Source organism: Streptomyces ficellus (genome assembly GCF_009739905.1).
Taxonomy (GTDB): Bacteria; Actinomycetota; Actinomycetes; order Streptomycetales; family Streptomycetaceae; genus Streptomyces; species Streptomyces ficellus_A.
This window is the reverse complement of sequence record NZ_CP034279.1, coordinates 4,967,801-4,982,159: the sequence shown is the minus strand read 5'-3', so window position 1 is coordinate 4,982,159 and position 14,359 is coordinate 4,967,801. Positions and strand designations below refer to the sequence as shown.

The 14,359-nt window shown below is 72.1% G+C and carries 12 protein-coding genes and 2 tRNA genes; 3 read left to right on the top strand and 11 right to left on the bottom strand.

Annotated features, from left to right (window positions below; genetic code table 11):
* Window positions 1–113: 113 nt before the first annotated feature.
* The 3 genes from EIZ62_RS22235 to leuS all read right to left on the bottom strand — a co-directional run bounded on the left by EIZ62_RS22235 (window position 114) and on the right by leuS (window position 4,871).
* Window positions 114–959, bottom strand: coding sequence for a DegV family protein (locus tag EIZ62_RS22235; RefSeq protein ID WP_156694450.1), 846 nt, complete (start codon window positions 957–959; stop codon window positions 114–116).
* A 66-nt stretch (window positions 960–1,025) separates the two neighbouring features.
* On the bottom strand, window positions 1,026–1,853 hold the full coding sequence (locus tag EIZ62_RS22230; RefSeq protein ID WP_156694449.1) for a hypothetical protein: 828 nt from the start codon (window positions 1,851–1,853) through the stop codon (window positions 1,026–1,028).
* Window positions 1,854–2,003: 150 nt separating this feature from the next.
* The gene (gene leuS, locus EIZ62_RS22225) at window positions 2,004–4,871 is read right to left on the bottom strand and encodes a leucine--tRNA ligase (RefSeq protein WP_156694448.1); all 2,868 of its coding nucleotides are present in this window, start codon (window positions 4,869–4,871) and stop codon (window positions 2,004–2,006) included.
* Window positions 4,872–5,274: 403 nt separating this feature from the next.
* Between leuS and EIZ62_RS22220 the strand changes: the two genes are divergently transcribed.
* Window positions 5,275–6,567 (top strand): hypothetical protein, encoded by a 1,293-nt coding sequence (locus EIZ62_RS22220; protein ID WP_425281836.1) that lies wholly within the window; start codon window positions 5,275–5,277, stop codon window positions 6,565–6,567.
* Window positions 6,564–8,147, top strand: a complete 1,584-nt coding sequence (locus EIZ62_RS22215; protein WP_156694447.1) for an NADH-quinone oxidoreductase subunit NuoF family protein — start codon at window positions 6,564–6,566, stop codon at window positions 8,145–8,147. Before EIZ62_RS22220 ends, EIZ62_RS22215 begins: the two co-directional genes overlap by 4 nt.
* Window positions 8,148–8,200: 53 nt before the next feature.
* Here the strand turns inward: EIZ62_RS22215 and EIZ62_RS22210 are convergent.
* Window positions 8,201–8,273: transfer RNA gene (locus EIZ62_RS22210), tRNA-Ala, on the bottom strand.
* A 151-nt stretch (window positions 8,274–8,424) separates the two neighbouring features.
* Here EIZ62_RS22210 and EIZ62_RS22205 point away from each other — a divergent pair.
* Window positions 8,425–9,645, top strand: a complete 1,221-nt coding sequence (locus tag EIZ62_RS22205) for a glycosyltransferase 87 family protein (protein ID WP_156694446.1) — start codon at window positions 8,425–8,427, stop codon at window positions 9,643–9,645.
* Here the strand turns inward: EIZ62_RS22205 and EIZ62_RS22200 are convergent.
* From EIZ62_RS22200 to EIZ62_RS32015, 7 genes are all read right to left on the bottom strand, one after another.
* Complete coding sequence (locus tag EIZ62_RS22200; RefSeq protein WP_026277450.1) at window positions 9,624–9,857, bottom strand: hypothetical protein; 234 nt, start codon at window positions 9,855–9,857, stop codon at window positions 9,624–9,626. The genes EIZ62_RS22205 and EIZ62_RS22200 overlap by 22 nt on opposite strands.
* Before the next feature lie 339 nt (window positions 9,858–10,196).
* Window positions 10,197–10,269, bottom strand: a tRNA-Ala gene (locus EIZ62_RS22195).
* Between the two features lie 73 nt (window positions 10,270–10,342).
* Window positions 10,343–10,996: a histidine phosphatase family protein gene (locus tag EIZ62_RS22190; protein WP_156694445.1), complete on the bottom strand. Its 654-nt coding sequence runs from the start codon at window positions 10,994–10,996 to the stop codon at window positions 10,343–10,345.
* Window positions 10,993–11,430, bottom strand: coding sequence for a ribosome silencing factor (gene rsfS, locus EIZ62_RS22185; protein ID WP_156694444.1), 438 nt, complete (start codon window positions 11,428–11,430; stop codon window positions 10,993–10,995). Before rsfS ends, EIZ62_RS22190 begins: the two co-directional genes overlap by 4 nt.
* A gap of 103 nt (window positions 11,431–11,533) precedes the next feature.
* The gene (locus EIZ62_RS22180) at window positions 11,534–13,225 is read right to left on the bottom strand and encodes an LCP family protein (RefSeq protein WP_156694443.1); all 1,692 of its coding nucleotides are present in this window, start codon (window positions 13,223–13,225) and stop codon (window positions 11,534–11,536) included.
* A 19-nt stretch (window positions 13,226–13,244) separates the two neighbouring features.
* Complete coding sequence (gene nadD / locus EIZ62_RS22175) at window positions 13,245–13,865, bottom strand: nicotinate-nucleotide adenylyltransferase (protein ID WP_156694442.1); 621 nt, start codon at window positions 13,863–13,865, stop codon at window positions 13,245–13,247.
* A 67-nt stretch (window positions 13,866–13,932) separates the two neighbouring features.
* Window positions 13,933–14,094: a hypothetical protein gene (locus EIZ62_RS32015; protein WP_167536410.1), complete on the bottom strand. Its 162-nt coding sequence runs from the start codon at window positions 14,092–14,094 to the stop codon at window positions 13,933–13,935.
* Window positions 14,095–14,359: the final 265 nt, after the last annotated feature.

The following is a 14,359-nucleotide window of genomic DNA, read 5'->3' as shown; positions in this document are numbered from 1 at the left end:
ACAGCACGGTAGGGACGATCGTCCGACCCCGCTGAGCCGCCTGAAATTCCGTGGAAAACCAGCCGGTTGGGGATATCTCGGTCACCCGGGCGGGTGAAGCGCTCGGCTCGCGGTCACCTCACGGAGACGACCAGCCCCAGCAGTCCCGGCCCGGTGTGCGCGCCGATGACCGCGCCGACCTCGCTGACGTGCAGGTCCGCAAGACCGGGGACGCGGGCGCGCAGCCGCTCGGCGAGTGCCGCCGCCCGGTCGGGTGCGGCGAGGTGGTGCACGGCGATGTCCACCGGGCCGGCGCCCGCCCGTTCGGCGGCGATCTCCTCCAGCCGGGCGATCGCCTTCGACGCGGTGCGCACCTTCTCCCGCAGCTGGATCCGCCCGTCCTCCAGCTCCAGCAGCGGTTTCACGGCGAGCGCGGAGCCCAGCAGCGCCTGTGCCGCGCCGATGCGGCCGCCCCGGCGCAGGTACTCGAGGGTGTCGACGTAGAAGTAGGCGGAGGTACCGGCGGCCCGTTTCTCCGCGGCGGCGACCACCTCGTCCAGGCTGCCGGCCGCTTCCGCCGCCTCGGCGGCCGCCAGCGCGCAGAAGCCGAGCGCCATGGCGACCATGCCGGTGTCGACGACCCGCACCGGTACGGGGGCGTCCTTGGCGGCCAGCAGCGCGGCGTCGTACGTACCGGAGAATTCGGCCGACAGGTGGAGCGACACGATGCCGGCCGCCCCCGCCTCCGCCGCCGTCCGGTAGGCGGCGGCGAACACCTCGGGGCTCGGGCGGGACGTGGTCACGGAGCGGCGTTTCTGCAGCGCCAGGGCGAGCGAGCGGGCCGAGATCTCGGTGCCCTCTTCAAGGGCCTGGTCCCCGAGGACGACGGTCAGCGGCACCGCGGTGATGCCGTGCCGCTCCATCGTCCGCGGCGGCAGGTAGGCCGTTGAATCAGTGACGATCGCGACATGGCGGGACATGACCGGGAGGGTACCCCGGAGGGGGCTCCGTACGGCAGCCCGCCCCCGCTCCGTGATCGAAACCGGTCAGTTCGTGGTCTCGGGACGTGCCGACTTCTGCCAGGAGTAGGTGGTCTGCTGTCGGGGATCCCGCGCCGTGATCGCCTTGGGCGTCTCCGTGCCGGAAGCCTCGCGGCCGCCGTCCGCCTGTTCCGCGGGCCGCTGCGCCGCCTTCGCGCCGGCGTCCGCACCCGCCCCGGCGCCCACATGCGCAGCGGCGCCCGCGTCGGCGCCCTCCGGCCAGACCTGCTCCGACGCGCTGCCCGGCGCCGCCTCCGGCCAGGACAGGTCGTCCAGGCCGTCCCGCTCGCCGCCGGCCCAGTGCCGCAGCGCCCCGGCCTCCACGTCGATCTGGGCGCTCAGGGACGCCAGGTCGTCGTCCGCGAACTTCTGCGCCCGGTCCCGGGCCGCCCACCGCAGCGACTCCGCCGAGTGGACGATCCGCTCGGTGCGCTCGCGCAGGTCGTCGAGCTGGGCCGCGACCCCGCCGCGGTCCGGGTCCCGCTCCAGCCGCTTCAGGTCGGCGTCCAGTTCGTGGCCGTGCGCGCTGAGCCGCCGGAACAGGTCGAGGGACTCCTTGAGCGAGGCGTCCTGCGCGGCGCCCGCCTCCAGCGCGTCCTGGGTGGCCCGCATCGACGTCCGGAGCGACAGCCGCAGCTGCGCCAGCTCGGCCTTCACACCACCCGGCCCGTAGCTCTTGGCGCGCAGCGTGGTGTCCTCGACGGTCCGCCGCGCCTGGGTGATCGTGCGGTCGACTCCGCGCTTGGCGGCCTTGACGGCCTTCACGGTGACGAACACCCCCAGAGCGACGAAGACGACGAAGAGCAGCGCCAGGATCGCGATCGCTTCTGCCATGGAGTCCCCTTGTTGTCGCTCGGTACGACGCCGGACGCGTCCGCCCGTCGCCCCTCCACGGTAAACGGAACGGGCAGGCCGGGGGTTCCATACGCGACCCCCAACCTGCCCGTAGGGGGGAACCCGGGGTTGCCGGGTTCCCCGGGCGCGTCACGCCGGGACGATGTTCACCAGCTTCGGGGCCCGCACGATCACCTTGCGGACGCCCGCGCCGCCCAGGGCCGCGACGACGCCCTGGTCGGCCATGGCCAGTGCCTCCAGGTCCGCGTCCGTGATGGACGGGGAGACCTCCAGGCGGGCCTTGACCTTTCCCTTGATCTGGACGACGCAGGTCACCGTCTCGTCGACGACGTACGCCGGGTCGGCGACCGGGAAGTCCTGGTGGACGACCGAGTCGGTGTGGCCCAGCCGGTGCCACAGCTCCTCGGCGATGTGCGGGGCCAGCGGCGCGACCAGCAGCACCAGCTGCTCGGCGACCGGCCGCGACACCGGGCCGCCCGCCTTGGTCAGGTAGTTGTTCAGCTCGGTGACCTTGGCGATCGCCGTGTTGAACCGCATGGCGGCCATGTCCTGGCCGACGCCGTCGATGGCCTTGTGCAGGGCGCGCAGGGTGCCCTCGTCCGGCTCGGTGTCGACGACGGTCGCCTCACCGGTCGACTCGTCGACGATGTTGCGCCACAGCCGCTGGAGCAGCCGGTACTGGCCCACCACCGCGCGCGTGTCCCAGGGCCGCGAGACGTCCAGGGGGCCCATCGCCATCTCGTACAGGCGCAGGGTGTCCGCCCCGTACTCGGCGCAGATCTCGTCCGGAGTGACGGCGTTCTTCAGGGACTTGCCCATCTTGCCCAGGACGCGGCTGACCTTCTCGCCCTGGTACCAGAAGGCACCGTCGCGCTCCTCCACCTCGGCGGCCGGCACGGCGATGCCGCGGGCGTCCCGGTAGACGAAGGCCTGGATCATGCCCTGGTTGTAGAGCTTGTGGAACGGCTCGGGCGAGGAGATGTGCCCCAGGTCGAACAGGACCTTCGACCAGAAGCGCGCGTACAGCAGGTGCAGTACGGCGTGTTCGGCGCCGCCCACGTACAGGTCGGCACCGCCGTGCGGCTTGCCCTCGCGCGGCCCCATCCAGTACCGCTCGATCTCGGGGTCGACCAGGCGCTCGCTGTTGTGCGGGTCCAGGTAGCGCAGCTCGTACCAGCAGGAACCGGCCCAGTTGGGCATGGTGTTGGTCTCGCGCCGGTACTTCTTGGGGCCGTCGCCCAGGTCCAGGGTGACGTTGACCCAGTCCTCGTTGCGCGACAGCGGCGTCTCGGGCTGGGTGTCCGCGTCGTCCGGGTCGAAGGTGCGCGGCGAGTAGTCCTCGACCTCGGGCAGCTCCAGGGGCAGCATCGACTCGGGCAGCGGGTGGGCGATGCCGTCCTCGTCGTAGACGATCGGGAAGGGCTCGCCCCAGTAGCGCTGGCGGCTGAACAGCCAGTCGCGCAGCCGGAAGTTGACGGTGCCCTCGCCGATGCCCCGGCCGGCCAGCCACTCGGTGATCTTCGCCTTGGCCTCGACGACGCCCAGGCCGTCCAGGGAGATGGCGTCGCTCGCCGAGTTGACGATCTTCGCGTCGTACGAGTCGAAGGCGTCGTCCCAGTCCGACGGGTCGGTGCCGCGGCCGTCCGACGGCTCGACGACGCAGCGCATCGGCAGCTCGAAGGCGCGCGCGAAGGCGAAGTCGCGGGTGTCGTGCGCCGGGACGGCCATGATCGCGCCGGTGCCGTAGCTCATCAGGACGTAGTCGGCGATGAAGACCGGGACGCGGTCGCCGCTGACGGGGTTGACGGCGTAGGCGCCGGTGAAGACACCGGTCTTGTCCTTGGCCTCGGCCTGGCGCTCGACGTCGGACTTGGACGCGGCCTGCTTGCGGTACGCGTCGACGGCCTCGGCCGGGGTGGCGTGGCCGCCCGTCCAGACGTCGTGCGTGCCCTCCGGCCAGGCCGCCGGGACGATCTTCTCGACCAGCTCGTGCTCGGGGGCCAGCACCATGTAGGTGGCGCCGAACAGGGTGTCCTGGCGGGTGGTGAAGACGGTGATCGCGTCGTCGCCGACGGCGAAGTCGACGCGGGCGCCCTCGGAACGGCCGATCCAGTTGCGCTGCTGGAGCTTGATGGCCTCGGGCCAGTCCAGCGCGTCCAGGTCGTCCAGCAGCCGGTCGGCGTAGGCGGTGATGCGCATGTTCCACTGGCGCAGCTTGGCCTTGAAGACGGGGTAGTTGCCGCGTTCGGAGCGGCCGTCGGCGGTGACCTCCTCGTTGGCGAGGACGGTGCCCAGGCCGGGGCACCAGTTGACGGGCGCGTCCGAGGCGTACGCCAGGCGGTAGTCGCCCAGGACGTCGGCGCGCTCCGCGGCGGTCAGCTCGCCCCACGCGCGCGTGCCGGGCGCCTGGCGTTCACCGCTCTCGAACTGGGCGACCAGGTCGGCGACGGGGCGGGCCCGGCCGGCCTCCTCGTCGTACCAGGAGTTGAAGATCTGCAGGAAGATCCACTGGGTCCACTTGTAGTAGTCCGGGTCGATCGTCGCGAACGACCGGCGCTTGTCGTGTCCCAGGCCCAGCCGGCGCAGCTGGAGCTTCATGTTCTCGATGTTCGCCTCGGTCGACACGCGCGGGTGCGTGCCGGTCTGGACGGCGTACTGCTCGGCGGGCAGTCCGAAGGCGTCGAAGCCCAGGGTGTGCAGGACGTTGTGCCCGGTCATGCGCTGGTGACGGGCGAAGACGTCGGTGGCGATGTAGCCGAGGGGGTGGCCGACGTGGAGGCCGGCACCCGACGGATAGGGGAACATGTCCATGATGAACCGCTCGGGGCGGGCGGCCACGGCCGGGTCGCCGGCCAGGTCACCGCTCGGGTTGGGCGCCTCGTAGGTGCCCTCCGCGTCCCAGACGTCCTGCCAGCGTGCCTCGATGTCGGCGGCCATGGCCGCCGTGTACCGGTGCGGGGCTGCTGCCTCGGCGGCAGCCGAATTCATCTCGCTCATGGTCCTTGAAGCTCCATCGATCGTCTCTGCCCGTTGCCGCTCGGTGACGCGGCGAAATGAAAAAACCCCTCGCACAGGAGGGGACGCCGCGCCGATTCCGGCCGGATTTCTCATCCGCCGGTGCTGATCAGCGCGGCTCGCTAAGCAGAAGGCGTACGGCACGCATGGCGTCAGGGTACCGCAGGGCCCGTACCGGCCGCATCGAGGTTCGTGGGACCGGTGACCGCTCGAGGGCCCCACCGGGGGTCCGGGTTACTCCGCGTATCGACCCTATCCAGGGCAACCCCAAAGTCAGTTGCCGTCGGTTCCGAACCTTAAACGCCCAAAGCTCGTACCGGTGGGTATGCCTCGACTTAGCATGCGGCCACGGGACCTCTTTTCCGCACCACTGGAGTCGCCCCCCATGAACCCTCATCGCAAGATCCGCTCGTCGCCCGCCTTCCAGGCCGGTATGAGCAAGCCGGTACAGGGCGGGCTTTCCGCGGCCGCACTGATACTCATACCGCTGCTCGCGATCGGCGGGAGCGACAGCTTCCGGGCCGCCCTGGACTTCGCCACGGGCGTCCTGTCCCTCGTGTCACTGACCGCTTCCGTGGCATGGGGCCTGCTCGCGCAGGACCGGCTGGTGCTCTCCACCCGGCACCGGCTGATCGCACAGGCCATCCACCGCACCACCGCGGTGGCCTCCCTCGGCTTCCTGCTCCTGCACGCCACCGTCAAGGTCTCCCTGGGGCACGTGGCACTCATCGGGGCCCTCATCCCCTTCGGGCTCGGCGTCACCGGCACCTCCGCGCTCATCGGCTTCGGGTCGCTCGCCGGCCTGCTGATGGTGGTCGCCGCGTCCACCGGCGCCGCCCGCAGCGCCCTGGCGGGCCGGGGCAACATCGCGGCCCGCTGGCGGCCGCTGCACATGCTCGCCTACCCGGCCTGGTGCTTCGCGCTCGTCCACGGGCTCTACGCGGGTCGCCCCGCCGCCACCTGGGTCACCACCATGTACTGCCTGGCCCTCGCCGGGGTCGCCGCGGTCGTGTCGCTGCGGCTGCTGCCCGGCGCCGTGCAGCAGCGCCTCACCGACCGCGTGCTCGGCGCGCTCGGGCCCGCCGGCCCGGACAGGCCGGCCCGCGGCCGCGGCAGGCGGCGCGACCCCTCGGTCTCCCCGCTGCCCGGCTCGGACATGGCCCCGCCCATGCCGTACGAGCCCTCCGCCTCGTTCGAGCAGGAGCTGCGCCGCGAGCCGCGCAGCCGTCCCGAGCCGCCGGCCCCCGCCGCCGACCGCCCGCTCGGCCGCCCCCGCGAGCAGCCCCGCACCCTGACGCCGCCGACCGCGCCGCTGTACGAGCCCGCGTTCCCCTCGCCCTCCCCGAGCACCACGGGCGCGGGCATCTCGGCCGCCTACCGGGCCGTGTCCCTGGGCAACGCCGGTGCCGGCAGCCCCACCCAGGAGATCCCGTACGCCGAGCGCGTCCCCATGACGGAGGAACTGCCGGTCGTGACCGACGAACCGGCGACCCGTCCCGGCTACTGGCCGACCCCCTCCCCGCCGCCGCCCGCTCCGTCCCCCGCCCCGCCCTCGTACAGTTCCCAGCCCACCCCGCCGCCGTACGGCGACACCAGCCCCCCGGAGCCCGCACCGGGCCCCTTCCAGCAGCCGCCGGCCGGCGAGCCCTGGACCGCACCAGCAGGAGACCGCCCGTGAACGCCCCGCTCCCCGACGTCCCCGAGGTCCGAGTCGTCGGCCTCCCCCAGCTCACCCAGGGCTTCGACCTCGTCGAGCGGCTCGACCTCCAGATGCACCTGAAGGTGCACGGCCCGCTCGAACCGATGGGCGGCGAGCGGCTGGCCCAGCTCGCGGAGGAGATATCGCTGACCGGCCGCGGCGGCGCCGGTTTCCCGTTCGGCAGGAAGCTGCGCGCCGTCGCCAAAGCGACGATCCGGCGCGGGGTGCGCCCGGTCGTCGTGGTCAACGGCAGTGAGGGCGAGCCCGCCTGCCGCAAGGACACCGTCCTGCTCAACCGCGCGCCGCACCTCATCCTGGACGGCGCGCTGCTGGCCGCCGAGGCGCTCGGCGCCCGCACCCTGGTCGTGGTGGTGACCCGGAACTCCACGGAGGTCTCCATCCGCGCCGCCCTCGCCGAGCGGGGGCTGTCGGACCGGCGCGGACAGCGGCTGCGCGCCCGTGTGGTGCGCACGCCGGAGCGCATGGTCTCCGGTGAGGCGTCCTCCGTCATCCGGGCGGTGAACGGCGGCCCGGCGATCCCGCCGGGGCGCAGGGAGCGCGCGGCCGAGTCCGGCGTCGGCAACGCGCCGACGCTGCTGTCCAACGCCGAGACGTTCGCGCAGCTCGCGATCGCCGCGAGGGTCGGCGCGGGCCGCTACAGCCAGCACGGGCTGGACAGCGAGCCGGGCACGGTGATGCTGACGATCTCCGGGCAGGTGGCCCGGCCCATGGTGGTGGAGGTGCCGACGGGCGTCCCCATGCGGTACGTCCTCCAGCTCGCCGGTGCCCCGCAGACCCCTCAGGGGGTGCTGACCGGCGGCTACCACGGCAACTGGATCGACTCCATGGCCGTCGACAACTGCGTCATCTCCAAGCAGTCCATGGCGGCCGTGGGGGGCGCCCTGGGAGCCGGTGCGATCCTGCCGATCGGTCCGGACACCTGTCCGCTGGGTGAGGCGCAGCGCGTGGCGAACTGGCTGGCGGCGGAGACGGCCGGCCAGTGCGGCCCCTGCCGACTGGGGTTGCCCGCCGCGGCGGGCGGCCTGTCGGACGTGCTCAACGGCGGCGGGCCGGCGGCCCTGGAGGCGCTGCGCGAGGTCACGCAGGCCGTGAAGGGCCGGGGCGTGTGCAAGCACCCGGACGGGTCGGCGCGCTTCTTCAGCTCGACGCTGTCGGCCTTCACCGACGACCTGGCGGCTCACGTGCTGCACGGCGGCTGCGGCCGTCCGACGCTCGGGACGCTGCCGCTGCCCGAGCCGGGCTACCAGGAGGCCGTGGAGTCCATTCCGAGCGGCGAGAAGCTGGCGGTCGACTGGACGCTGTGCAAGGGCCACGGCCTGTGCGCGGACATCCTCCCGGAGCTGATCCGCATGGGCCGCGACGGTTATCCGGTGCTGTCGGAGGCGTCGGTGCCCACGCACCTGCGGGACCGCGCCCAGCTCGCCGTGCGACGCTGCCCCGAGCTGGCGCTGCGGCTCGAACAGGGCCCCCAGGAGCGGCCGTCCCGTCCCGCGTTGCCGAGCGCCGACCGCAAGGCCCTGGGCAGCGGCCGGGGTTGACGGACACAAGGAAGGCGGGCCATCCGATCGGATGGCCCGCCTTCCACGTTCTGTGGAGCTAAGGAGAATTGAACTCCTGACCTCCTGCATGCCATGCAGGCGCTCTACCAACTGAGCTATAGCCCCTTGCGGTGTGCCGCCCTCCTGGAGTTTCCTCCTGGCCGGGTCTCCCTTGCGGGTTTCCCTCGCGGCGACACAGAGAACATTACACGGTCCCCCCGGTGGTTCACCAAATCGTTTACGGTCGGTAGGGCTCTGGCCGGTAGCGTCGCCCTTCGTGACCGTGACCCTGACCTTCCGGGCGCGCCTTCGGGAGCTGCCCCTCGCCGCCGCCGTGACGGCCTGCCTCGTGTCCTTTGTGGCGTTCTGGGTGGCGCAGCGCGCCGCCAACGTCACCATGCTGGACCTCTCCGTCTACCGCGCGGAGGGCGAGACCGTCCTGGCCGGGGGCGATCTGTATGCGATGCGCGCCACATCGGCGAACCTGCCGACGACCTATCCGCCGTTCGCCGCGCTGCTGTTCACGCCGCTGACGCTGCTCGGTGTGCCCGAGATGCGCACCTTGGCCACCGCGGGGAACCTGCTCCTGCTGCTGGCGCTGGTGCACCTTTCGCTGCGGCTGGTGGGCCGGGACCGGCCGGGCGCGGCGCTGTGGGTGGCGGCGGTCCTGGTCTGGTGCGAGCCGGTGTGGACGACGCTGCGGTACGGGCAGATCAACCTGCTGATCGCGGTGGCGGTGCTGTGGGACCTGACCCGGAGGGAGAACAACCGGTGGGCCGGGGTGGGGATCGGCCTGGCCACGGCGGTGAAGCTGACCCCGGGACTGTTCGTGGTGCTGCTGCTGGTCGTCGGGGTGGCACGCGCGCGTGCGGGGGGCCGGCGGTGGGAGTGGAACCCGTGGCTGCGGCAGGCGGCGACGGCCACCGGGGTGTTCATCGGGGTGACGGTGGCGTCCGCCGTCGTCCTGCCGTACGACTCGCGCCGGTTCTGGACGGAGATGATCTTCGAGACGAGCCGGGTCGGGCGCAAGGAGGAGACGGCGAACCAGTCGCTGAACGGCGTGCTGGCCCGGCTGCTGCACACCACCGACCCGGGCGTGTGGTGGCTGGTCGCCGCCGTCGTGGTGGGTGTGGCGGGAATCACGGTCGCGGTCCTGGCGGCGCTGCGGGACGACCGGCCGGTGGCGGTGGTCGCGTGCGCGACGACGGCGCTGCTGGTCAGCCCCATCTCCTGGTCGCACCACTGGGTGTGGTGCGTGCCGATGCTGATACTCCTGGCCACCCGGGTGCGGCCGGCCTGGACCGCCGGTACGGCGCTGGTGTTCGCGTCGTTCGCCCTGTGGTGGGTGCCGCACGCTCCGGCGCCGGTCCGGCTCGAACTCCACCAGAACGGCTGGCAGATGTTGCTGTCCGGGCTCTACACGCTGACCGGCCTGGGGCTCCTGGCGGCGTTCGGGATCCGTCAGTGGCGAGCGGCTCAGGCGGTGGCGAAGGAGTAGAACCGCTTGAGGGTGCAGTGCTCGTCGAGCAGGCGCCCGTAGATGGGCTCCCCCTCGAGTTCCCGGTAGGTCTCGATGGGGTCGCCCTTTATGATCAGCGCCCGCGCGCACTCCTCGCACCAGTACTGGTACTCGGGGTTGACCGGGTCCATGTCCCGGACGATCGGCGTACCACTGCCGCACCAGTCGCATTTCCGCCTGTGCGCACCCATCAATCAGCTCCAGCTGTGGCCACAGGACGTGCACACATAGGACACTCCGCCATTGTCACCGAGTACTTGGGCGACGTGGGCCGAACCGCACGCGGGGCAGCTGAGTCCTGAGCGCGACCGCGCCGCGGTGAGCGGGTCGGAAGCTTCCTCGAATCCGCCGGCCGCCATCGCGCACTCCCTCCCGCCCGGGTCGTCGTCCCCCTCCGGCCGTCCGATTCTGCCATGGCCCGGCCCGGGGGTCAGCGGGGTCGGTGCACACCACCCGTGGACGGCGATGGGGAACCAGAGGGCGGGGAAAACACGAATCCCGCCCCCTATGGGGACGGGATTCGGTGACTGTGGAGCTAAGGAGAATTGAACTCCTGACCTCCTGCATGCCATGCAGGCGCTCTACCAACTGAGCTATAGCCCCTCGTGTTCTTCGCGCTCCGCGCTGCGAACAAGAAGAACTTTAGCCTGTGACCAGCCGGAAAGTGAAATCCGGGTCAGTCGTCGTCGCCGAGGACCGGTTCCGGGAGCGTTCCGGCGTTGTGTTCCAGCAGCCGCCAGCCGCGCGCACCCTCGCCCAGCATCGACCAGCAGCAGTTCGAGAGGCCGCCCAGCCCCTCCCAGTGGTGCGACTCCAGCCCGAGGAGCCGGCCGATGGTGGTGCGGATCGTGCCGCCGTGGCTGACCACGACGAGCGTGCCGTCGTCCGGCAGCTTCCCCGCGTGGGCGAGCACGACGGGGGCGGCCCGGTCGGCGACCTCCGTCTCCAGCTCGCCACCGCCGCGCCGCACCGGCTCGCCGCGCTTCCACGCGGCGTACTGCTCGCCGTAGCGCGCCAGGATCTCCTCGTGGGTCAGGCCCTGCCACTCGCCCGCGTACGTCTCGCGCAGCGCGGGGTCGTGGTCGACCCGGTGGCCGGTGAGCGCGGCCAGCTCGGCGGCCGTGGCCGACGCGCGCTTCAGGTCCGAGGCGATGATCGCGTCCGGCTTGAGCGCCGCGAGGAGCCGCGCGGCCCGGCGTGCCTGGGTGACGCCGGTGTCGGTCAGCTCGATGTCCGTGGAGCCCTGGAAGCGGCGCTCCAGGTTCCACGACGTCTGGCCGTGCCGCCACAGGACGATCCGGCGGCCCCTGCCGCCCTTGCTGCCGTTCAGCTCTGATCACCGTCCGTGCCGTCGGCACCGGTGAGCCGGGCGTGCTCCTCCGCCTTGCCGCGGGTCTTCAGGGCGTCCTCGGGCAGGGGCAGCTCGGGGCAGTCCTTCCACAGCCGCTCGAGGGCGTAGAAGACGCGCTCCTCGCTGTGCTGGACGTGGACGACGATGTCGACGTAGTCCAGCAGGATCCAGCGGGCGTCCCGGTCGCCCTCGCGGCGGACCGGCTTGGCGCCGAGGTCCTTGTTCAGCCGCTCCTCGATCTCGTCGACGATCGACTTGACCTGGCGGTCGTTGGGCGCGGAGGCGAGCAGGAAGGCGTCGGTGATCGACAGCACGTCGCTGACGTCGTAGGCGATGATGTCGTGCGCGAGCCGGTCGGCAGCCGCCTGGGCGGCGGCGGTCACGAGCTCGATGGAGCGGTCAGTGGCGGTCACATGCAGGCTTTCGTCGGCGGTCCAGAACACCCCCAGGGTCTCACGTACCGCCGACAGCCCGGCAAACCTTTAACGGACCCCGCGCCCGCTCCCTGCCCGTCGCCTAGGGAACCTCGTAGTCCTGGCCCAGGACGACGGTGACGTCGGCGTTGGCCGCGGCCGTGCCCTTCTCCACCGCGCCGGCCGGCAGGCCCAGCGTCTTGGCGACCTCCTCGGCCTTCGCCTTCTGCGCCGCGTCACCGTAGATGACCTGCGACGACGACTCCGTTTCGGCCTTTCCGCCGTCCAGGACCGAGTAGCCGCCGTTGATCAGCACGACCCGGGCGGCCTCGGTGGCGTCCTGGTCGCCGGAGGCGTTCCTGACCCCGACCCGGACGGCCGCGCCCTGCTCGGGTGCGGTGACCGAGCCGCCCAGGATGTCCTTCACCACACTGCCGGTGGCCTGCTCGCTGAGGGTCCCGTCCTCACGCACGGGCAGCAGGGCCGTCTTGTGGTCGCCGACCTTGGCGTGCTCGGCGAGCCTCGCCAGAGAGGCGCCCAGGTCCTTCTCGGGCAGCGACGGGTCGAGGATCTGCGCCAGGGTCTGCACGGTGACCGTCGCCGACTCCGGGTCGTCCGACATCTTGCGCAGCACGCCGTGGACGACCTGGCCGAACCGCTCCAGCTGGGCGGCCTCCGCCTCGCCGGAACCCCGGTGGGTCGCGTATGCGACGGCCATGCGCCCGTTCAGGGTCTGGTTCTCGCCCTTGGGTACCAGGGGCGCGTCGCCCTTCTTCGCGCCGGGCACCTCGGTGTCCGTGCTGACCTCGATGCCGCCGACCAGCTCGACCAGGTTCTCCAGGTACGGGGTGTCCAGCCGCCACGTTCCGGTGATCCTGGTGCCGAGCAGCGCGCCGATCGCCTCACGGGTGCCGGTGGAGCCGTCCTCGTCGACGGACTTCGCGAGCGTGGTGGTGGTGCCGTCGTCGTTGGCGACGGACAGGGCGTTCGGCAGCAGGACGGTGGTGCCCTGCTTGGTGGTGGCGTTGTCGACCAGCAGCGCCGTGGAGGTCTCCTTGTTCCCGGTGTTGTGCAGGTGCAGGACGATGACGTCCCGCTTCTGCGGGCCGCTCGCGGCGCCGCCCTGCTTGGTCTCCTCGCCGGACAGGCCCGGGATCAGGCCGGCCGACCACAGGTAGCCGACTCCGCCGAGGAGGGCGACGGCCAGGACGACGACGAGCGCGACGACCTTGTTGCGGCCGCGCCGCTTGGCCTCCTCGCGGCGCTCGGAGCGGCTCTCGGTGAACTTGAGCCAGTCGATGACGTCTTCGGAGTCCTCGTCCGGGTCCTCGACGAAGGCGAACTGCTCGGTGCGGTACTCGCGGTCCGCGTCCGGCGCGGAGGGCGGCGACTGCGCGGGGCGGCGCTGCCCCGGCACGGCGGCGGACGGCGCCGGCTCCGGCTCGGGGGCCGGGGGCTGCGGGTCGCGCGCGTGCTGTGGCGCGGGGGCCTGCTGGTGCTGCTGCTGGGCGGTGTCGTAACCGGTCCCGTAGCCGGCGGCGTACCCCTCGTACCCGTACCCCTGCTGTGCGTAGGACGGGTCGTACTGCTGCTGGCCGCCCTGGGCGTACTGGTCGTAGCCGTAGGACTGCTGGGGCTGCTGGGGCTGGGCGTACGTGTCGTACTGCGCCTGCGCCTGCTGCTGCTCGTGCTGGGTCTGAGCCTGCTGGTACACCGGCTGCCCGTACGCGTCGTAGCCGATGATCTGCGGCTGCGGCGGGTAGTACGGGTCGTACGGGTTCTGCTGGTCGTTCACCGGTGCCCCTCTCCGTGGCTCATTCGCCCCGGTACAACTGGCGCTTGTCGATATAGCGCACCACGCCGTCCGGCACCAGATACCAGACCGGATCGCCGGCGGCGACCCGTGCCCGGCAGTCCGACGACGAGATGGCCAGCGCGGGCACCTCGACCAGGGAGACCCCGCCCTCGGGCAGACCGTCGTCCGACAGGTCGTGGCCCGGGCGGGTCACCCCGATGAAGTGGGCCAGCGAGAAGAGTTCCTCGGCGTTGCGCCAACCGGGCATGATCTGGGACAGCGCGTCCGCTCCGGTGATGAAGAACAGGTCCGTGTCCTCGTTGAGGTCACGGAGGTCCCGCAGGGTGTCGATGGTGTACGTCGGCCCGCCGCGATCGATGTCGATGCGGCTGACCGAGAACTGCGGGTTCGACGCCGTGGCGATGACCGTCATCAGGTAGCGGTCCTCCGCCGGGGAGACGTTCCGGTGGCTCTTCTGCCACGGCTGCCCGGTCGGTACGAACACCACCTCGTCCAGGTGGAACAGGGCGGCCACCTCGCTGGCGGCCACCAGGTGTCCGTGGTGGACCGGGTCGAACGTCCCGCCCATCACACCGAGTCGGCGTTTGCCGGAGCTGGTAGGCACTTGCTGGTCTCCCATGCGTGCAGAGCCTACTGGCACGGCGCCGCGGGCGGTCCCGGCGGTCGCGGGCCGCGGCCCGGCCGGCTCAGCGGTCGCGGTTGAAACGCGTGGTGATCCACAGCAGCAGGAGCAGCACGACGAGGGCGCCGCCGCCGGTGATGTAGGGGCTGAGGCTCGCGTGGCGGTCGGCGTGCTCGCCGCCCTGGGCGAGCGTGACCAGACTGGCGGCGGTGGTGGGGAGGCTCATCTTCGGCAGGACCTATCCATCGGAGACGGGGCGGAGACTTCGCGCACATCGTATGCGGGCCGTCCGGGCACGCTCACGCCGACTCAGTCGTTGTCGTCGGTGTTGCGGTGTCCGCGCGGCGGGAAGCGGCGGGAACCGGGCGAGCGGGGCCGCCCCGGCGAGCGGGACGACCAGCACGGCCCGGAGCGTACTGCCGGGCCCCTGCCGTCCGGTGGCGGCGGCCGGCGGCGTAACGGCGTCCGGCACGGCGGTGCGCTCCCCGGGG

Bases quoted from the DNA above. Each gene is read 5' to 3' on its own strand.
- EIZ62_RS22200 (WP_026277450.1), bottom strand. From the start codon at position 9,857: ATGGGTGCGCACAGGCGGAAATGCGACTGGTGCGGCAGTGGTACGCCG.
- EIZ62_RS22230 (WP_156694449.1), bottom strand. From the start codon at position 1,853: ATGGCAGAAGCGATCGCGATCCTGGCGCTGCTCTTCGTCGTCTTCGTC.
- EIZ62_RS32015 (WP_167536410.1), bottom strand. From the start codon at position 14,094: ATGAGCCTCCCCACCACCGCCGCCAGTCTGGTCACGCTCGCCCAGGGC.
- EIZ62_RS22220 (WP_425281836.1), top strand. From the start codon at position 5,275: ATGAACCCTCATCGCAAGATCCGCTCGTCGCCCGCCTTCCAGGCCGGT.
- nadD (WP_156694442.1), bottom strand. From the start codon at position 13,865: ATGGGAGACCAGCAAGTGCCTACCAGCTCCGGCAAACGCCGACTCGGT.
- EIZ62_RS22235 (WP_156694450.1), bottom strand. From the start codon at position 959: ATGTCCCGCCATGTCGCGATCGTCACTGATTCAACGGCCTACCTGCCG.
- leuS (WP_156694448.1), bottom strand. From the start codon at position 4,871: ATGAGCGAGATGAATTCGGCTGCCGCCGAGGCAGCAGCCCCGCACCGG.